The sequence below is a fragment of the Paenibacillus sp. FSL R5-0519 genome, from assembly GCF_037974275.1.
Classification (GTDB): Bacteria; Bacillota; Bacilli; order Paenibacillales; family Paenibacillaceae; genus Paenibacillus.
Genome location: NZ_CP150234.1, coordinates 1,672,046 through 1,690,496, shown reverse-complemented (window position 1 = coordinate 1,690,496; position 18,451 = coordinate 1,672,046). Strand labels below are relative to the sequence as shown.

The window sequence follows — 18,451 nt, the reverse complement described above, 5'->3', positions numbered from 1 at the left end:
GTTCGTATTTCTTATTTATATAAAAATAAATATCACTTTCTGTGATGGGGCTCACACTATTAAATTTATGACTCTTCTATCTTTATTAGTGAATTAAATCACATAATTTGTCGTCAACACCTTGTATAATTTCAAATATAAACCACTAAAATTGCAGGTAATGTACAGCGTCTATTCAAGGAGGCATACACACATGAACGGAAAAAAAGAGAAACTCGTTATCATTGGTAACGGTATGGCAGGAATCAGTACCGTCGAACAAATTTTGAAATTAACTACGCGATTTGATATTACCGTTTTTGGCACAGAGCACTATCCTAACTACAATCGCATTATGTTGTCATATGTACTGGAAGGCAGTAAAACACTGGATGACATCGTGCTGAATGATCTCCACTGGTATGAAGATTATGGTATTACTCTCCATACTGGAACAACTGTAGCCCGAATTGATTCGGATACACTTGAGGTCATTACAGAGGATGGAACTCGCTTTCCTTATGACAAAATTATCATTGCAACAGGCTCCAACTCCTTCATTCTCCCCGTACCGGGGCATGACAAAGAAGGTGTCGTTGGTTTCCGTGATATCGCCGATTGTAACGTCATGCTCGACGCTGCTAAACAGTACAAACGAGCGGCCGTGATCGGGGGCGGACTGCTGGGTCTTGAAGCGGCCAAAGGTCTGGTACAACTTGGCATGGAGGTTACCGTAGTACATCTGATGGAAGATCTGATGGAGCGTCAGCTCGATCCGCAAGCTTCAGCCATGTTAAAGGCCGAATTGGAGCGTCAGGGAATGCGGTTCAAAATGGGCGCACAGACTTCCGAACTGCTTGGCGGTGAACGGGTTGAAGGCATTCGTTTTGCCGATGATTCCGTACTGAATGTTGACTTTGTGGTCATGGCTGTAGGGATCAAACCGAATACAGCTGTAGCCCGTGAAAGCGGTATGGAAGTGAACCGGGGTATTGTTGTGAATGACTACATGCAGACTTCCCTTGAGAATGTCTATTCGGTTGGGGAATGTACAGAGCACCGAGGGGTATGTTACGGCCTCGTTGCCCCATTGTTCGAGCAAGGCATGATTCTCGCGAAACATATCTGCGGTGTGGAGACCGCTCCGTATGAAGGCTCTGTAGTATCAACGAAATTGAAAATTTCGGGTGTGGACGTCTTTTCAACTGGTGAATTCATCGACAGTCCTGAGCACACCATCATTTCGCATAAAGACGACTGGAAACGGACCTACAAAAAAATTCTGCTCCGCGATAATAAAATGGTTGGTGCCGTTCTATTCGGTGACATTACGGATTCTGCCGAATTGCAGAAACTGATCAAACATCAGACTGAAATGACTGAAGAACTGTATAGCTCACTTATGGGTACAGGTTGCGGCGGTCATAAGAAAACAACCTCTGTTGAAACGATGCCGGAAGACGAAATCGTCTGCGGATGTAACGGGGTCACTAAAGGAACGATTGTTGATGTCATTACCAACCAGGGCCTGACTACTGTAGATGAAATCAAAGCCTGTACGGGTGCAACCCGCTCTTGCGGTGGATGTAAGCCTGTTGTGGAACAGATTCTGCAATATGTGCTTGGAGACAGCTTCAGCAGTGGAGCCAAACAGGGAATATGCGGATGTACTTCCATGGGACGGGATGAGATTGTAGCCGAGATTCGTGCAAAGGGATTGCAATCAACCAAAGAGGTCATGCATGTACTGGGCTGGAGTCAGCCTGAGGGTTGTTCCAAATGTCGCCCGGCAATCAACTATTATCTTGGCATGATTGCACCGGACACGCATGAAGATGAGAAGGAATCCCGTTTTGTCAACGAACGCATGAACGCCAATATTCAAAAAGATGGAACGTATACGGTCGTGCCTCGGATGTATGGCGGGGTGACTACACCAGCGGATCTCAAACGCATTGCTGACGTTTCAGTCAAATATGATGTGAAAGCAGTCAAAGTTACCGGCGGTCAGCGTCTCGACTTGATTGGTGTCAAAAAAGAAGATCTGACCAAAGTCTGGGCTGAACTCGATATGCCATCAGGTTATGCATACGCCAAGTCGCTGCGCACAGTCAAAACATGTGTCGGCTCCCAATTCTGCCGATTCGGTACACAGGATTCCATGGCGATGGGTGCTCGCATCGAACGTAAATTTGAACGCCTCGATCTGCCAGCCAAGTTCAAATATGCCGTCAACGGTTGTCCACGGAACTGTGCAGAGGCATGTACAAAAGATATCGGTATTGTTGGTAACGACGGCGGCTGGGAAATCTTCATCGGTGGTAACGGCGGTATTAAAGCACGACTGGCTGATTCCCTATGCAAAGTGAAAACAGATGAAGAATTGATTGAACTGTGCGGAGCCATCATGCAATATTACCGGGAGACAGGTAACTACCTGGAACGGACTTCGGAGTGGGTGGAACGCATGGGTCTGGAGCATATTCGTTCGGTTGTTGTGGATAACCTTGAGGAGCGCAAAGCGTTGATGCAGCGAATTGAATTCGCACTTGAACATGTTGAAGAACCTTGGCAAAAATCGATTCGCAATGAGGAAGGCCAAAGTAAAATGTTCCATGGCATTGAAGTATCGGCTCGTCCATAAGCAATCCCGCAAGATCAACAAATGCGGAACGTTAAATAGATAAAAGGAGTGGTTTAAGATGACGACCAAACAATCAGGCACCTACTTCCCTGCCGGAGGAGTTGAAGAATTCCTGCCGCGAATCGGAAGAGTCGTTGAGATTCAGAATCACCAGCTTGCAGTCTTTCTTGCATCGGATGGTACCATCTTCGCTGCGGATAATCACAACCCCCACCCCAAAGGTGGTCCACTGGCAGAAGGTATCGTGTCCGGACATTATCTGTACGATCCACTGTATGATTGGAAAATCGACCTGACGACCGGTCTTGTGCAAGCACCGGACAATGGTCAAGTGCAGATGTATCCGGTGAAGGTAGAGAATGGCCAGGTCTGGATTGAAATATAGCTCCATCGAAACGTTCATAGATTGATGCAAAATAATGGGGGAAACCGTGATGTATACACCAAGTGTTGAGGGAATTATTGAAGCTGCGGTTAAAAAACGGGATCAGATGAACTCAAATCTTTCACGCTACATGGTTGCTGCCTTAATGGCGGGTGCCTATGTTGGACTTGGCATCGTACTGATCTTCAGTATTGGTGCCCCGCTCCTTGCGGCACAGTCACCACTGCAAACCATGTTGATGGGCATGTCCTTCGGACTCGCTCTCACACTAGTCATCTTTGCCGGATCGGAACTATTTACAGGCAACAACATGTTTTTCACCATGAGCACACTCGCGGGCCGGACCACCGTTAAAGATACACTGAAAAACTGGGGGCTCGTCTTCCTCGGCAACTTGTTAGGTGCGATCCTGCTCAGCCTGCTTATTGTAGGCAGCGGCCTGTTCAAAACGGCTGCGCCCGAACATCTGTTATTCGTCGCTTCAGCCAAAAAGATGGCCGCTCCCGTATCGGAGTTATTCTTCCGCGGCATTCTCTGTAACTGGCTGGTCTGTCTGGCGATCTGGATGGCTGCTCGCACAAAAGAGGATATCGCCAAAATTGCGCTTATCTGGTGGTGTCTGTACGCCTTTATTGCAAGTGGGTATGAGCACAGTGTGGCCAATATGACTTTGCTGTCCCTGTCCTGGCTGTTGCCTAACCACCCGGATACCATTACGCTAGCAGGCTGGTTTCATAACATGATCCCGGTGACACTTGGTAATATCATCGGCGGTGCCCTCTTTGTCGGAATGGCTTACTGGTATACTTCACCGGTACGTAAAAAATCATAATTCTTCATTCAACTGCCACGATGGATGCCGAACTTACGTTCAGTCACATCGTGGCTTTTAAGGTATATCGATAAGCTGCGTACTCTCTCGTATGGTTCCCCTTTCATGCTCTCGTCCTTCTATAAAAAATTAAAACTGCATTTTACCTTCGTCGCTATCCGCTTTAATCCACAGTTGACATAACTGGTGTATAGTCGATGGATACTCACACTTATACAAGCAAAGGATGATCGCTTATATGGGAATCCATACGTACTTCAGGTCTCTGAATGATCTTGAACGTATTATTCGTACACCTGGCAAATTCAAATTCGAAGAACACAGCGTCTCCGCTCATTCCTGGAAAGTGGTACAATACGCCAAAACACTTGCAGATATTGAGGAGCAGCATGGCGTCACCGTGGATTGGAAGAAGTTATACGAAATTACGAGCAGTCATGATTATGGCGAAATCTTCATCGGTGATATCAAAACCCCCGTCAAACATTATTCACTGGAGCTGCGTTCGATGCTGCAGAAGGTGGAAGAAGGCATGGTTGAACATTTTATTAATGAAAATATTCCTGAAGAGTTCCAGCCTATTTTCCGCAGACAGCTGCGTGAGGGCAAAGACCAATCGGTCGAAGGACTGATTCTGGAAGTCGCAGACAAAATGGATCAGGTATACGAAGCTTTTGCCGAACTCCAACGTGGCAATACGGAGAAAGAATTTATCGTCATGTACCGTTACGCCTTGGTCAAAATCAAAAATATCGACCTCCACTGTGTGCAATATTTCCTGGAACAGATTCTCCCCGACATGATTGAAGAAGGTATTCGCTCCCCGTTTGATATTCGTAAAATAACCGAAGAAGCTCTGGCTCAGTAATCAGCTCAAGTCAACATGGTTCTCGTCATCCATGGACAGGGCTTTTTTTCGTTCCTGCAATTGCAGTCGGTACTCGCTAGGGTACATGCCTGTTTTGTTTTTGAATATCCTGCTGAAATAGTGGGAATCACTATACCCTACCGCTCCACCAATCGTCTTGATATCCATATTCTCATGCGTGACAAGCATACGTTTCGCTTCATTGATTCGCAAGCCTGTCATATATTTCAACGGAGTCTCCCCCGTCACTTTCTTAAAACACTTTCCTAGATAGTCCACACTAAAATGCATCTGTCCCGCCATATCCTGGAGTGTAATCTCATGCATGTAATTCTGCTTCAAATACAACTTAACAGCTTCTGCGATATCCTCTGGCTTCACCTGCTCATCCAGCACGGCACTGACATGGGCAAGCGAATCCACAGCGCTCCCAAGCTTCAATTCCATCGCATCCAGCAGTGAACGAAGTTGTTCTTCGGACAATGGCTTGAGGAGATAATCCTCCACCTTGTAACTGATTGCCTGCCGGGCATATTCAAATTCATGATAACCACTCAGAATGACAATTTTCACATGCGGATAGGCAAAATACAGATGTTTGGCGAGTTCCAATCCATTCATTACCGGCATCTGTATATCCGTTACAACCAGATCAGGTACGGAATGTTCGATGAGCTGTAACGCTTCCTGACCATTCCTCGCTTCACCAATCACCTCGAACCGGGTGTCCAGCTCTCTGAATTTGCGCGAGACATTCCGGCGGATCAGGGCCTCATCTTCCACAATAATCGTTCTATATTTGATTGTCATCGGTTAGTCATGCTCCTTTCGAATGGAACCGCCTATGGTAATCTGGACACCGCCGGAAGGCTTGTTCGTAATCTGCATGTGGGCTGCCGTACCATACCATAATTTCAATCGAATCCATATATTTTTGAGTCCCATGCCGTTAATTTCGAGGTCAGGCATACGCTCCCACTCCTGTGATTGATCAATGTAAAGCAGGATTTTGGCAAGTTCCTCGGGTTCCATGCCAGGCCCGTTGTCTTCCACATGGATCTGCCAGGTCTGTTCTACGGCATCCATATCTCCAGTAATATTCAGTTTCCATGGAGGGATATCACCCAGTCCATATTTGATGGCATTTTCGAGTAGCGGTTGCACCATCAGCATTGGAACCTGAATATGCTGCATCTCTTCCGGAATATGAAACTCGTAGTGCAGATCATCTTCAAACCGAATCTTCATACACTCCAGATAGCGCTCACAATAATCCAGTTCCTGAGACAGCGGGACCCCGTTTTTACCAGGAGTAGAGATATAACGAAGCATGGACGCGATATGACCACAGAACGCGACAATCTGCTCATTCATGCCTTCCTCCGCCATGATGCTGATATTCGTGATGTTGTTGTAGAGAAAATGCGGGTTCATCTGGGACTGAAGCGCGAGTAATCTTGCCTCTGTCTCTTGGGATTTCATCGTCAGTCTGTCCTGAAAAGATTGCACAAGCTGTTGATTCAACCGAATAAACGTATCATTCAGCTCATCCATCTCCCGGATGGAACCCGGATGCTCCAGCTTGAACAAATGCGCCGAATCCTGACCGGATACCAGATCGTTCTCACCCGTTTTCTGGATAATGCGCTGCAAACGATGTAACGGCAAAGTGACCCTTTTGGAAATTAGATACGAGAGAACCAGAATCAACATCAACGTAGCTAACGTGGCGCCGATAAACATCACAGCCATCCGGTTGAGACTTGCAAAAAGGGACTGCTTGGACTGCATGACCACAACGGTCCATCCTGTCTCCTGTGACGTCATATACGTCATCATTTGTTTGGAATGACCCAAAGGATCGGTGATCTCCTGCATCGTGTCAGGAGGAAATGAAAGATTCTGAATCAAGTCCACATCATCGAAGTGGACTGCCTGTGAATCATCACCATCCGAAGTAAGTGGATACAGCCGTGTATTTTGCTCATCCATCACATAGATGCGAAGATTCTCGTTACTCGCCTGCAAATCATTCAAATGCTGGAACAGGGTTCCGGCATCCTGCAAAATCTCAACGACGCCCTGGCTAACATAATTGCCATCTTTGTATACCCGGGTAAGGGAAATGTACGGTTGATCTGACTTCCCTTGACCTGTTGGCATGGGCAATGCTCCCCCCTGTAACAATTGGATCACCCGCCAGCCACTCCGCTCCCAGGTTTCCTTGTACCATGGTCGCTGAGTCAGATCCACCGATAGTTGACCGTTGAATGCACCCGCTCCCAGCATCTTGCCGTTCACATCATAGATATTGGCCTGCTTGGCGGTATTGGAGCTGCTGATAATCGCCAGAATGACATCAATTAGTGTGGTTGTATCCTTATACAATGCCGGATCACTCGTCAGTGTCTGCTCACTGCCTTCCGCTGGTGCCAAGTAGTGACTGAAGTGTTCTTTGACCAGATTGGAGTACACAATATTCATGGAAAAGTTGTTCATTTTTACGACTTCCTGATCCAGATTACTGACGATGGATACCCCCAGTTGTCGCTGCTGTTCTTCACTTCGATGACGGATGTCACTCGCAAGAAAAACATACAGGAGTCCTGCCACAATGAGCGAAAAGACAATAAATACCGCAGAGTAATAGGCAAACAGACTTTGCTGAAGCGTTCCAAATCGATACCGCAATCCTCACACACCTCGTCCTATGATGATATCTGTCACACCATTCGAAAATGTCCACCCAACAGAACGCTTTTGTCTATTGAGCGTTTTCGCTGTTCACAGTAAAGTTATCCACATAAGAATACGCTTACATAAAGCGTTTCGGCAAGTAATAATTTTCTTTATATTTCGGGAGGTTCAATGATGAGAAAACGATTTCTTTTTTCGCTCGCAAGTGTGCTCCTGCTCTCCACTCTGCTGCTTGCCGGGTGCAACTCAGGTAAAAGTACGGAAGGTTCGGGTAAGGTTACACTTACGTTTGGAACCAGCCAATCCGGTATTCCGCGTACAGGCATCATGCAGACGATGGCCAAGGAATATGAGCAGGAGACCGGTGTCAAAATTGACTTTCAGGTCGTACCTGACGCACAGTGGCGTGACCTGATCAAGGTGAAGCTGGCCTCTGGCGAAGCACCTGACATTTTCAATGTCGATGTGGACCCACTGAGTATGCCCGCTAACGTAAGACCGGAGGAAAATGCCATTGACCTGACCAATGAGGAATTCACAGGTCGGATGTCCGAAGAGATTTTGCCAACGGTCAGTCACAATGAGAAGGTGTACGGGGTTTCTTTTGCGCCAACGAAAATCTGGTATGTGTACTATAACAAACGTATCTTCCAAGAGCTCGGTATAGAGCCTCCTACATCCTATGCCGAATTCAAGGAGATCAGCCAGAAAATTAAGGATAAAGACATTATTCCGTTCTATCAGGCACCCGCCAGCGGGTGGTATCAGGTTCTGCCTTTGTTCGAAACAGGGCCTAACTATGAGCAAACGACAGCGGGAACCTACGAAAAACTAAACAACAATGAGATGAAAGTCGCTGATATGACGCAACTCAAGACGGTCATTGAACAATTGAAGGAATTTGCGGATCTCGGCTATTTCGGCAAAGACTTCCTGTCCAATACGGTGGAAGCGGGAATTGAAGCATTTGGTCAGGAGAAAGCAGCGATGCTGCTGCGGGTTCCAGGAACGGAAAAGGAAGTCTCCGAAGCGTATCCGGCCATGAAAGATAATATGGGGTTCTTCGTGATGCCGTGGGGAGATAATCAGACGATTGGTGTGAATCCGGGCGGTTCTGCTGCGATGTTCGGTAACAAAAACAGTAAACACCCCGAAGAAGTGCTGAAATTCTTCCGCTGGATTACCGAGCATGATCATCTGCAACGTGTGTTCGATGAAGGTGAAGGTAACCTGACCATTTGCTGGCCGGAAATCGAACCAAAGCTGACACAGGATTACATTGATTATGAGAAAAATCATGAAAAAGGTACGGTCATGCAGGCCGCTGTGAAATATATAGATCCACAATGGATGGATATTGGCAAAGACTTGTCGGGCATGTTCGCCGGAGCCATGACACCGGATCAGATTCTGCAAAACATTGATAAACGCCGTGCTGAACAAGCCAAAGTGCTGAAAGATGAGAAGTGGCAGTAATAGCACAAATTGCAGATAAACATACATGCTGAACAGTGTTACATGCAGCGGGCATTTGCCCGCTCATGTATTTTGTTTTGGCAGGAAGGAAAGGTGTTACCGGTTATGAATGCGAACAAAATCTATCCCTGGTATTTCTCATCTGGAGCGATTGTATTATATCTGCTGTTTATCGTCGCTCCCGCCCTGCTGGGCATCTATTATTCCTTCACCGATTGGAACAGTTACAGTTCGGAGAAGAACTTTATCGGTTTGGAGCACTTCCGTACCATTCTGGCGGGTGATCCTACATATCTTCTTTTTATCAAAAATACCGTTCTCTTCACCCTCGTTACGTCCATCGCCAAGACTGTTCTGGGATTGTTCCTGGCTCTGCTCCTGGTCAGCGGTTTAAAGGCCGCCAATCTGCATCGGATGATCATTTTCTCCCCGCAGGTGCTGTCGTTTCTCATTGTTGGGCTTGTGTTCAAAAGTCTGCTTGATCCCAACAACGGATTCGTGAATGTGACCCTGCGTTCCATGGGACTGGACGTTCTGGCCCAGAACTGGCTGGGCTCCTTGACCTGGGCCATGCCATCCATTATGGCAGTGGATACGTGGAAAGGCATGGGGTACATCATGGTGCTTTTCATCGCCGGACTGCTCGCCATTCCACGGGATTACTACGAAGCAGCATCCATTGATGGCGCCGGGTTCGGACAGAAGCTGTTCCGAATTACGATTCCAATGCTCATGCCTACCATTACCATCGCCACGGTGCTTAATATTACGTATGGACTAAGAGTATTCGATGCCGTATACGTGCTGACCAATGGTGGCCCTGGTAACGCGACAGATGTCATTAACACGGCGGTCTATTCCTCTTTTGCCAAAGGATATTGGGGGCTGGGGAGTGCGCTATCTACCATTCTGTTTGTCATCATGGCGATCATCTCCTTCTTCATCATTCGTTTGATGAACCGAAAGGTGGAATACTAACATGCGATTGAGAAAAAGACTCGCTTCTCTCGGGTTAAATACACTCGCCTGGCTGCTTAGCCTGGTGGTCTTGATCCCTTTTGTCGTCATTGTACTGAATTCATTCAAGTCCGATGCTGAGGCCAAAGTGCTTAAACTGACATTGCCCGAGAAGTTTATCTTTGAAAATTACAAAATCGTCTATGAACAGGGACATTTGGGAGGTTCCTTTTTCAACAGTTTGCTTCACTCCGGGGCCTCTTCCCTGCTTCTGGTATTTGTTGTGGCGTTCTCGGCCTTCACGTTATCCCGTAATCATTCAAAGCTCAGCAAGTTTCTGTACTTCTTCCTGATTCTCGGCATTACACTGCCTCTCAACTACATTCCGCTGATGGAAGTCATGAAGTCGATGGGAATGATCAATTCACATCTGGGCATGATTCTGCTCTATACGGCCATGGGCATTCCGATCTCGCTGTTCATTACGTATGCGTTTGTGTCTAACATCCCGAAGGAACTGGATGAAGCCGCGATCATGGACGGATGTAACGGAATCAAGCTGTTCCTGCGAATCATTGTGCCTTTGTTAACCTCGGTGCTGGTGACGGTATTTGTTCTTAATTTCCTGAGTGTCTGGAATGAGTTTACTGCTCCGCTCTATATGCTGAATACGGTCGAGATGTGGCCGATGACGCTTGCTGTATATAACTTCTTCGGGCAATTCAGTGCCCAGTGGAATCTGGTCAGCGCAGATATTGTGCTCACGTCATTGCCTGTATTAATTGTGTTCCTCATTGGGCAAAAGTATATTGTAGGCGGACTAACCTCGGGGGCCGTGAAGGGGTAAAAGATCTAGTTGACAATAGATCGTTTTGTAACTATTATGGTTACAACGGTGGTGATCATCCATGAGACAAATCAGCAGTCGCTTTTCCATTGCGGTTCATACGCTGTCCCTGATCGCTGTTATGCCCAATGAATGCACCGGAGATGTAATCGCGCAGAGTGTGAATACCAATCCCGTGATTATTCGGCGGATCATGTCCAAGCTGAAACAGGCTGGTCTGATCGATGTCAGACCCGGTGTTGGCGGTGCTTCCTTGTTGAAAGATCCGGCGGACATTACCCTTCTCGATGTATATCGAGCGCTTGAGGTGGTGGAGGATGGGGAATTGTTTAACTTTCACAAACATCCGAATCCGAAATGTCCGGTCGGCAACATGATTGAACACACCTTGCGTGCGGAACTCATTGAGGCTCAGACAGCCATGGAACAGCGCTTGAATCATGTAACCATACAGCAGATGATGGATCAGATTCATGTCTGAATAAAAAAAGCTCATTGCGAGCTTTTTTTAACCCTTTCGTTGTAATCACACCTGTTATAACATTTTTGATTACATCCATATGCAAGCAAAACACTTACACATACCATAGGAGGAATAGAAGATGAAAATTTTGGTTACTGGCGCAACAGGTCAATTGGGTTCATTGGTTGTAGAGGCATTGTTAAAAAACGGTTCTGCCAAGGATTTGGCTGTAAGTGTACGTAATCCGGAGAAAGCGAAAGCACTCCGCACTCAAGGCGTTGAAGTACGTCAAGGTGATTTTGATCAACCGGAGACGTTGGAGAAAGCTTTTGCCGGTGTAGACCGTCTGTTGCTCATCTCTACCGATGGTGACAATGAAACGCGTATTCGCCAACATCAGACTGCCGTGGACGCTGCCAAGAAAGCAGGCGTTGGATTCATCGCTTATACAAGCGTTGTGAATGCGGAGAAAAACACACTATCCCTGGCGGAAGTTCACCGCGCTACAGAAAAAGCAATTCGTGAATCCGGCATTCCGTATTCCTTCCTGCGCAACAACTGGTACCTGGAAAATGAAGCAGGCAGTGTGCAAGCCGCTACGCAAGGCGCACCTTGGGTTCATGCCACCAATGACAGCCAAGTCGGCTGGGCTACGCGCAGTGACTATGCCCATGCTGCTGCAGCTGTGCTTGCAGGTGAAGGACATAAGAATACCGTGTATGAATTGTCTGGCAAACTGCGTACGCAAGCTGAGCTGGCTGCCATTGTTGGTGAAGTGCTTGGACAGGACATCAACGTGCAAAACGTGGACGATGCCACTTACGCTGACATCATGAAGGGTGCGGGTCTACCAGACTTTGTCGTATCGATGCTCGTTGATATGCAAAGCGCTATTCGTGAAGGTGCGCTGGCTGTAGAGAGTGATACATTGGAGAAATTGCTTGGCCGTCCGGCTCAGCCACTTAGCGAAGGTATTAAAGCAATTTTAGGCAAGTAAGTTTTGATTATAAGAAAGGGACACACCAACAAATGTTGGATGTGTCCCTTTTTGGTGTAGCTAAGGATCAATACAATGATATACCCTTTGAACCAACGGATGACTGCACACTCAACCCATTCACTGCGACTGCTGTAATTCGATGTGGGTGTTTATGAGTTTCACACCAGTTCATCACTCATTCTTCATGCATCATGGCTTAAGAATATAACGTGCGGGAATATGATCGGCCAGCCAGATATTCTCGTTTCCATGATAAAAGAGGATTCCATCTATAGACGCTTGTGCAGCGTTGATTTTCAAAATGACAGGCTGATCATCACGTCTTCGCCCTACCTGATTGGCTGTATCGATGTCTGCTGACAGATGTACATATTGCCGTTGCCGCGGCTGTAAGCCATGTTCCATAATCGAACTTACGGCGCGTGTCGGGGTCCCATGGTACAGAATTGCCGGTGGCTCAGCAGCGATCTTGGATATTTTATGTGGCGTCGAATGTCCATACAATGCCCGGATGCGGCCAGAACGGATTTCATGTCTCTTTTTCTCCGAGGCTTGAATCATCTGCTCCAGATCCGCTTGCGTGACATCCTTCCACTGCGGACTTTCATGTAATGCCACCAGCAATTGCGAGATTTCCACCCAACCCTCTTCGTCTAGCTCCAGCTCATACTCCCATGGTGCATGTCGCAGAGCGTATGAGAGTTCCTTGCTTAATTTCACCAGATCCATTGTGATCATCTCCCACATCTAATAAAACCCGTATATTACTGCGATTGCACCGCAGTTAAAATCTCCTGAATGTTACGTTGTAATCCTTCCTCGTCTTCCTGATTGAACTGGCGGTGTCCATCAATTCCACGTTGGATAATGGTATTCATCACCGGATGAACCTCACGATCGGAAGCCACCCGGATCAGATCATCCGCAAAATCAACAGCCTGCTGCTCACTATAATTAAACGGTTTGATCAACATCCGAATGCTCAAGGCATGAGCCTGTGGCTCCGCCAGCTGATCCCGATGAGTGATGCCATATACTGCGCCAAAACCAAAAGCAGCCATCACCTGACGTTCCAGTTCACTCGTTTGTTCCAAAGGGGTGCCAATCAGTTCACACATTCTGTCCACCATCTGCTCCAGCTCGTTTGCCGCCGCAGCCAGAATTACGTCATTAATATCGCCAGCGTTGATAAATTCAGTCATATTGATGTTCTCCATTTCTGCATCGTATTTAATCCATACTCTCAGACTCTATGAGAACATTGTATCGGAGGTAGGGTGTTCCTTTCAAATTCATTTGTGCATAAAAGGCGAAGTGAATGCTTCCGAAGCAGCTTTCTGACAGAAAGCTATTAGCTCCGCTTAAAATCTCTATTTATGCGTAGAGCAGTTTGGTAACTGTTCATATGCGTCATTGTTAATCCCGGCGTGGTTCATCGTTTGGCGCAGCTCCGAAACAAACTCCATAAAATAGACTTCAGGACTACGGCTTCCGGCATAATACTGCAGGTCATAATCGTAATTAAACCTCGAATATACATCATGCAGATCGTCAACTAGCACCTTTTTCATATCCGCTCTCGTAATAGCCGGGTCCATACTGCACTCGTTGACCAGGGTCTGTAATGTCTCTTTTAGCGCCTGCTGATCGTAGGACGGGTTAGACAACAGATGCTGCAAATCGTACAGATCTTTGAACCGTGGCCTCACTATCGTTTGATGCAGTTTCCATGCAATTTGAATGGAGAGTGGTACGGTGTGAGGAACGACAAAAGCTTCTCCAGCCAGGGGTTGGTACGATAGAGCAACAGACTTCTCGTCCAAGTCGAGGTTAAAGGATATATCCAGATGTAGCTCATCGTCATCTTCATACACATTTTCGCTCCTTGGTTCACTATCAATATAAAAGGCAAGTTCCGTGTTCACCGTAGGGAAATCATCCGCCATCGCATAGTCTATTCTGCGCCAGAAGGCATTCTCCCGAAAGCTTCGGAATACGATACCGTCATTCAGATCCATCTCCGTTACTCGGATCATCCAGTCTGTAAATATTTCATTGGCCTGATCCTCAGTCTCAATTCGACCTGTATACAGAAAGTCGATGTCGTCCACATAACGAACATTGGGATTCTCCAAATACTGTCTTGTCAGTAAGCTTCCTTTTAATACAAATGGACTATTCACCAGAGAGGCACGCTTCAATAGAGCTTCCAACACAACAATGAATCTCTCATCCTCATTCAAGCTATGTAATTGTACACTTTTTCCGGACATCGTTCTCCTCCTCCATTCATCGTACTCAACTTCTGATTAGATCCATCCACGATCCAGTTCTTCCCGGCTGTCATAGATGCACAGTTCATATTGCTGTTTTAACAGTTCGATCTTGTTCATTTGCAAAATGTCATGAATTTCTCCCACTCCATGATAAAAATGTTCTGCACTTTCATATTCCCGGACAGTTACAAATCTCACCTTCCCATCCGCATTCAGCGAGTTCCGTGAGATATGTCCGACTGAGTCGGCACACAACTGCTTCAACGTGCCCACATCATCAACATATACTTTACCGTGCCATTCAAAATAAGGCTTAGACTGTGCCAGCATCGGCTGATCAAAATACGCTTCTTCCTTTGCCGGAATTTCTACCTTCGTCCGAACAACTGTGAATCCGTTATCCCGAAACTTCGCGGTAACCTCTTCAATAATGTTCTTCACTTCTTCATAATCTGCGCTATGTACAATGCCAGTGATCATCGGTTGATTAATATATTCACCTTGGTCCAAGACGATCAACACGGGCTTCACGTTCTCTTCATTACAGATGTTGATAAAGGTTTCCTTCTCATTCTGCTTCAGATCACTCATGGTTACATGATATTCAAATTCCATTGGGTCACTTCCTTTTACTGGTTTATGTCAGGGTCGTTATATAATTATTTCTTTTCATCTTCTGTTAATTCTCCACGCACATCGCTTAACTTGAATATTCCACAGATCTTCTATAAGTTTTACTGACAACTGGGTCTCGCGTTAACATGAACTATAACAACCTTATTAACTTAGCAATCCAAAAAAATCTAATATATTGGGCGCCACTTTTTGTGTCACAGGTGAAAACTCCTCCGACTCTTCATGAAACCAAATAACTACAGTAGGCTCTTCTGTTTCTCTAAAATCCAAACAAATAAAATCTCCTAAAAAAAGCGCTGCAATAGGAACTACATTCATTCCCACTAAATCTTCATTATCAGTTAATCTATCACCTATTTGTGTAATAATAACTTCAATGTCATACCATCCATTAATAGGATCAGACTCACTGTCATTCAATATACAAAGAAATTTCTCAATTATATATTCACGCTGATTATAACTAAACTTATTCGTGATTGGCACAGCTCCATTATTTCCCTTAATAAAATTCTTATAAGTTTCAGGAAATGAAACTCTCAAACTTAGCTCAACTACTTCTAGTAATTCATTGTTTGGCAATGGAAAAACAATTGTATTAACATCCACTTTCATTTCTTTCACTCCTTATTGTTATCTTTTAGCATGCGCCCAACCAACTGGAGCTCTCCCACCCTTATGATTTATGGAATTATGTATACCAAAAGGTACTAACTCCAAGCGAACATAATAATAAAACAGGTCAATTACGGTGGTATCAGACCATAATCAACCTGTTTAATGTAACTAAAAAGTAGATTTCAGAATATAAAATTAGAGCATTTAACTTTCTTATAATCTGGAATGGAGAAATCTTCAGACTTTTATTACATGAGTTAAATCATATGGGTCAATTACCTGACTCATTTGACAGTAACTTTAAAGCTCATACTCCCACTCATTTTAATGGGTTTATATTGGATTATCGGGATACTCTTCTAGATACCTATCTATTAGTTTTCTGCTTTTTTCATCCTCTGGTATGTTACCCAAATATTTATATTCCCAAATAAGTAGCTGGTCATCAAAACTATATTTCGTATCAAACCAATTTGTATAATCATAATGAATCTTGAATTTCCCATTCCTATCAATAGATAATGTGAAGGAATACCAAGGTTCTTGTTCATTATCTATAAAATTCTTTCTTAGTTTTTCACTCAGTTCAAATAGAACTCTGCCTTTGATTTTATATTGATCTTTATAATCATGATAATAAAGAGGGATTTCTAAACTATACTTAAAATTTTCCACATCCTCAGGTGTGTTATAAAAAAAGTATGTCCCGCCCCCGGTTTCAGAAATTTGTGCATAGTAATAAAATTTTTCCCATTCTTCCGGGATCATTTCATTAACTGTTTCAGCTATTTGATTATATATTTGATTCATCTCTTTTTCCATGCTCAACGAAATCAACCTCCAGCTTGATTTTTAATAGTTTTTTGTACTGGCCTATTTCCTTCAATTTGATAAGTTACTTCAAAGGAATCTGGTCTTATTGAAGTACCTGAATAAACTGGTTCAATTTTTACAGTAACTTTTTTCGGAGGTATCTCTCTCAACGCATCCGCCCATTTAGACTCCATTTCATACCATTTCCCGCCACTTCTATTAATTTGACTATTCTGTGGGACTAGGTTATCGATATCCTTTGGTCTTTTAAACTGCGCCCCTATCAAGTGTCCACCATCGTCATCAGGTAACCTACCTTGTCCTTTCCCTACCGTCCTTTGGGCATACTCACTACGGTCCCCTTTGCCAAGCACAAGTGCTCCTTCACATTCAATAATACGCCCTTGACTGTCCGTACGATAAGTATAACCATCTGGTGATGTGTATTCTATATTTGGTTTTAAAACTTTTTTTCTATTCTTTCTTGTAAAATGATCACCATACTTAACTGTTTCATAGACTACTGGTGCCGGTTTAACAGCTTGTCCCGTCCCCTCAGTGCCTTCCGGATTATCCTTCGTTTTGTTTGTTTTAGGATTCTCCTCTGGTTTCTCCGGTTCGGATGATTTAGGTGGTTTCATATCGGCTTGCGGTTTACCTTTGTCCTTTTTCTTAGATGGAGCTGGCTTCCACGTATTCACTTCATTCGGCGTTACATTTTTTTCTGGTTTCGTCTTCGATGTCGTGCTATTTTTCGGCGTTGTCGGTACATTAGGTTCATTCGTTTTCGAAGAAGGTGTTATCTCTTTTTCTTGTATTTCCACCCCTATCTAGTGCAAAAGTGGCCTCATACTTTGGTTTAGGTGGCTTTAACGAGAAATCAGCATAGTCTTTTGCCTTGTTATCTCTATTCAAACTACTATGTGCATAAAACTCCTTTTTGTCTATTCCTGTTATGTCTACTACGGGATATGCAAAATTAAGCTCATCTTTAAGCCTATTAGAAAGCTTGCTTCTTAATTCCCCTACTCTATCAAGAATATGCGCCTCCTTTTTCGGATCAAGCAGTCTAGTAAGAAATACTTTACCCTAACTTACATTTGAACCATCATTTCCCGTCCCCTAAGTTGTAATCTTAAACAGGATAATGAAAAATGTAGCAATCAGGCTTCCAATTGGCACCCATTATATCAGCTTACTTACCGACCGAACTAAAGCGGACAGGGGCGATTCCTGTCAACATTCTTATTATATAAATAGTAAGTTTAAAGTGTTTTGTAACAGCTTTTTTCATTGAGCATTACCACAATGGCATATCGAGATCAACCAGCGATTTATGATCAAGCTACTTTATTTTCGGCATGCAAAAAAGCTCATTCCTACTAAAGGTCCAAGTGGGAAAGAGCTTTTGAAAGTTTATCCAGTGTTTGAATCATTTTGTGTTTGGTTTGTTGGTTGTATTGTACGATTTTGTTGTTGGGCTTGTAAATAAGTTCATACTAAGTGTCTTATTACGGGCAATGCTAGCCTTTAATATAACTTATCAAAAAATTCATTAAAACTGTTATTTAATAAGAACATATTATCCATTTCTTTATTTGACTCCATGTCATGCATCCAAAGGTATACTTTTCCTAAGTATTTCTCACTAGTTCCAATACAGATCTCGTTCCCCCCTGGATCACTAGCAATCGAAATAAATCCCTCAGGCAGCTCACCATCTAAAACCTCAAATACCTTAGACAGATTCCCCTTCATATCACCGATCCCATAAAATTTATTTACAACACTTTCACCCTCTTCATCAGAAATTTTAAATGTAGATTCTTGAGGATACCCGCCATTATATTTAAGCAAAAAATCAACATACTGCTCAGGAAGCTTAAGATCATACTTACCTTCAAATTCATTAATTTCATTTATAGTTATTTTCTCGTTTCCTCGATCCATATTCGCCATA

At 44.5% G+C, this 18,451-nt stretch carries 19 protein-coding genes; 9 read left to right on the top strand and 10 right to left on the bottom strand.

Annotated features, from left to right (window positions below; genetic code table 11):
- The first annotated feature begins 193 nt into the window (after positions 1–193).
- From nirB to MKY73_RS07550, 4 genes are all read left to right on the top strand, one after another.
- On the top strand, positions 194–2,623 hold the full coding sequence (nirB, locus tag MKY73_RS07565) for a nitrite reductase large subunit NirB (protein WP_339306645.1): 2,430 nt from the start codon (positions 194–196) through the stop codon (positions 2,621–2,623).
- A 58-nt stretch (positions 2,624–2,681) separates the two neighbouring features.
- Positions 2,682–3,008: a nitrite reductase small subunit NirD gene (gene nirD / locus MKY73_RS07560; protein WP_339306644.1), complete on the top strand. Its 327-nt coding sequence runs from the start codon at positions 2,682–2,684 to the stop codon at positions 3,006–3,008.
- Positions 3,009–3,057: 49 nt separating this feature from the next.
- The gene (locus MKY73_RS07555; RefSeq protein ID WP_338588039.1) at positions 3,058–3,840 is read left to right on the top strand and encodes a formate/nitrite transporter family protein; all 783 of its coding nucleotides are present in this window, start codon (positions 3,058–3,060) and stop codon (positions 3,838–3,840) included.
- 238 nt (positions 3,841–4,078) lie between these two features.
- Entirely contained in the window at positions 4,079–4,708 is a 630-nt protein-coding gene (locus MKY73_RS07550; protein WP_210108944.1) for an HD family hydrolase, read from the top strand.
- Here the strand turns inward: MKY73_RS07550 and MKY73_RS07545 are convergent, their stop codons facing one another.
- Both MKY73_RS07545 and MKY73_RS07540 read right to left on the bottom strand, forming a co-directional pair.
- The gene (locus MKY73_RS07545; protein WP_339306642.1) at positions 4,709–5,518 is read right to left on the bottom strand and encodes a response regulator; all 810 of its coding nucleotides are present in this window, start codon (positions 5,516–5,518) and stop codon (positions 4,709–4,711) included.
- Positions 5,519–5,521: 3 nt separating this feature from the next.
- Complete coding sequence (locus MKY73_RS07540) at positions 5,522–7,399, bottom strand: histidine kinase (protein ID WP_339306641.1); 1,878 nt, start codon at positions 7,397–7,399, stop codon at positions 5,522–5,524.
- Between the two features lie 177 nt (positions 7,400–7,576).
- Here MKY73_RS07540 and MKY73_RS07535 point away from each other — a divergent pair, with 177 nt between their 5' ends.
- The 5 genes from MKY73_RS07535 (at position 7,577) to MKY73_RS07515 (ending at position 12,145) form a co-directional block, all read left to right on the top strand.
- Positions 7,577–8,881 (top strand): ABC transporter substrate-binding protein, encoded by a 1,305-nt coding sequence (locus MKY73_RS07535; protein ID WP_339306639.1) that lies wholly within the window; start codon positions 7,577–7,579, stop codon positions 8,879–8,881.
- A 105-nt stretch (positions 8,882–8,986) separates the two neighbouring features.
- Entirely contained in the window at positions 8,987–9,859 is an 873-nt protein-coding gene (locus MKY73_RS07530) for a sugar ABC transporter permease (RefSeq protein WP_339306637.1), read from the top strand.
- Between the two features lies 1 nt (position 9,860).
- Positions 9,861–10,685 carry a carbohydrate ABC transporter permease gene (locus MKY73_RS07525; RefSeq protein ID WP_339306635.1) on the top strand — a complete coding sequence of 275 codons (825 nt, stop codon included), beginning with the start codon at positions 9,861–9,863 and terminating at the stop codon, positions 10,683–10,685.
- 61 nt (positions 10,686–10,746) lie between these two features.
- Positions 10,747–11,166: an Rrf2 family transcriptional regulator gene (locus MKY73_RS07520; protein ID WP_339306633.1), complete on the top strand. Its 420-nt coding sequence runs from the start codon at positions 10,747–10,749 to the stop codon at positions 11,164–11,166.
- A 121-nt stretch (positions 11,167–11,287) separates the two neighbouring features.
- A complete protein-coding gene (locus MKY73_RS07515) occupies positions 11,288–12,145 on the top strand; it encodes an SDR family oxidoreductase (protein WP_339306631.1) in 858 nt (285 codons plus the stop codon).
- 192 nt (positions 12,146–12,337) lie between these two features.
- Here the strand turns inward: MKY73_RS07515 and MKY73_RS07510 are convergent, their stop codons facing one another.
- The 8 genes from MKY73_RS07510 to MKY73_RS07475 all read right to left on the bottom strand — a co-directional run bounded on the left by MKY73_RS07510 (position 12,338) and on the right by MKY73_RS07475 (position 18,450).
- Positions 12,338–12,877: an RNA 2'-phosphotransferase gene (locus tag MKY73_RS07510; RefSeq protein ID WP_339306629.1), complete on the bottom strand. Its 540-nt coding sequence runs from the start codon at positions 12,875–12,877 to the stop codon at positions 12,338–12,340.
- A gap of 35 nt (positions 12,878–12,912) precedes the next feature.
- The gene (gene imm48 / locus MKY73_RS07505; protein ID WP_339306628.1) at positions 12,913–13,350 is read right to left on the bottom strand and encodes an Imm48 family immunity protein; all 438 of its coding nucleotides are present in this window, start codon (positions 13,348–13,350) and stop codon (positions 12,913–12,915) included.
- A gap of 168 nt (positions 13,351–13,518) precedes the next feature.
- Positions 13,519–14,421 (bottom strand): nucleotidyl transferase AbiEii/AbiGii toxin family protein, encoded by a 903-nt coding sequence (locus tag MKY73_RS07500; RefSeq protein ID WP_339306626.1) that lies wholly within the window; start codon positions 14,419–14,421, stop codon positions 13,519–13,521.
- Between the two features lie 36 nt (positions 14,422–14,457).
- On the bottom strand, positions 14,458–15,039 hold the full coding sequence (locus MKY73_RS07495) for a hypothetical protein (protein ID WP_339306624.1): 582 nt from the start codon (positions 15,037–15,039) through the stop codon (positions 14,458–14,460).
- A gap of 165 nt (positions 15,040–15,204) precedes the next feature.
- Complete coding sequence (locus tag MKY73_RS07490; protein WP_339306622.1) at positions 15,205–15,675, bottom strand: SMI1/KNR4 family protein; 471 nt, start codon at positions 15,673–15,675, stop codon at positions 15,205–15,207.
- A gap of 336 nt (positions 15,676–16,011) precedes the next feature.
- The gene (locus MKY73_RS07485; protein WP_339308521.1) at positions 16,012–16,500 is read right to left on the bottom strand and encodes an immunity protein YezG family protein; all 489 of its coding nucleotides are present in this window, start codon (positions 16,498–16,500) and stop codon (positions 16,012–16,014) included.
- Between the two features lie 11 nt (positions 16,501–16,511).
- Positions 16,512–17,315 carry a DNA/RNA non-specific endonuclease gene (locus MKY73_RS07480; RefSeq protein WP_339306620.1) on the bottom strand — a complete coding sequence of 268 codons (804 nt, stop codon included), beginning with the start codon at positions 17,313–17,315 and terminating at the stop codon, positions 16,512–16,514.
- A 706-nt stretch (positions 17,316–18,021) separates the two neighbouring features.
- A complete protein-coding gene (locus MKY73_RS07475) occupies positions 18,022–18,450 on the bottom strand; it encodes an SMI1/KNR4 family protein (RefSeq protein ID WP_127545071.1) in 429 nt (142 codons plus the stop codon).
- Position 18,451 lies beyond the last annotated feature (1 nt).

Coding starts and splice junctions, on each gene's coding strand:
- imm48 (WP_339306628.1), bottom strand. CDS start 13,350: ATGACTGAATTTATCAACGCTGGCGATATTAATGACGTAATTCTGGCT.
- nirB (WP_339306645.1), top strand. CDS start 194: ATGAACGGAAAAAAAGAGAAACTCGTTATCATTGGTAACGGTATGGCA.
- MKY73_RS07555 (WP_338588039.1), top strand. CDS start 3,058: ATGTATACACCAAGTGTTGAGGGAATTATTGAAGCTGCGGTTAAAAAA.
- MKY73_RS07525 (WP_339306635.1), top strand. CDS start 9,861: ATGCGATTGAGAAAAAGACTCGCTTCTCTCGGGTTAAATACACTCGCC.
- MKY73_RS07490 (WP_339306622.1), bottom strand. CDS start 15,675: ATGAAAGTGGATGTTAATACAATTGTTTTTCCATTGCCAAACAATGAA.
- MKY73_RS07500 (WP_339306626.1), bottom strand. CDS start 14,421: ATGTCCGGAAAAAGTGTACAATTACATAGCTTGAATGAGGATGAGAGA.
- MKY73_RS07535 (WP_339306639.1), top strand. CDS start 7,577: ATGATGAGAAAACGATTTCTTTTTTCGCTCGCAAGTGTGCTCCTGCTC.
- MKY73_RS07520 (WP_339306633.1), top strand. CDS start 10,747: ATGAGACAAATCAGCAGTCGCTTTTCCATTGCGGTTCATACGCTGTCC.
- MKY73_RS07545 (WP_339306642.1), bottom strand. CDS start 5,518: ATGACAATCAAATATAGAACGATTATTGTGGAAGATGAGGCCCTGATC.
- MKY73_RS07485 (WP_339308521.1), bottom strand. CDS start 16,500: ATGGAAAAAGAGATGAATCAAATATATAATCAAATAGCTGAAACAGTT.
- MKY73_RS07495 (WP_339306624.1), bottom strand. CDS start 15,039: ATGGAATTTGAATATCATGTAACCATGAGTGATCTGAAGCAGAATGAG.
- MKY73_RS07550 (WP_210108944.1), top strand. CDS start 4,079: ATGGGAATCCATACGTACTTCAGGTCTCTGAATGATCTTGAACGTATT.
- MKY73_RS07515 (WP_339306631.1), top strand. CDS start 11,288: ATGAAAATTTTGGTTACTGGCGCAACAGGTCAATTGGGTTCATTGGTT.
- nirD (WP_339306644.1), top strand. CDS start 2,682: ATGACGACCAAACAATCAGGCACCTACTTCCCTGCCGGAGGAGTTGAA.
- MKY73_RS07530 (WP_339306637.1), top strand. CDS start 8,987: ATGAATGCGAACAAAATCTATCCCTGGTATTTCTCATCTGGAGCGATT.
- MKY73_RS07475 (WP_127545071.1), bottom strand. CDS start 18,450: ATGGCGAATATGGATCGAGGAAACGAGAAAATAACTATAAATGAAATT.
- MKY73_RS07510 (WP_339306629.1), bottom strand. CDS start 12,877: ATGGATCTGGTGAAATTAAGCAAGGAACTCTCATACGCTCTGCGACAT.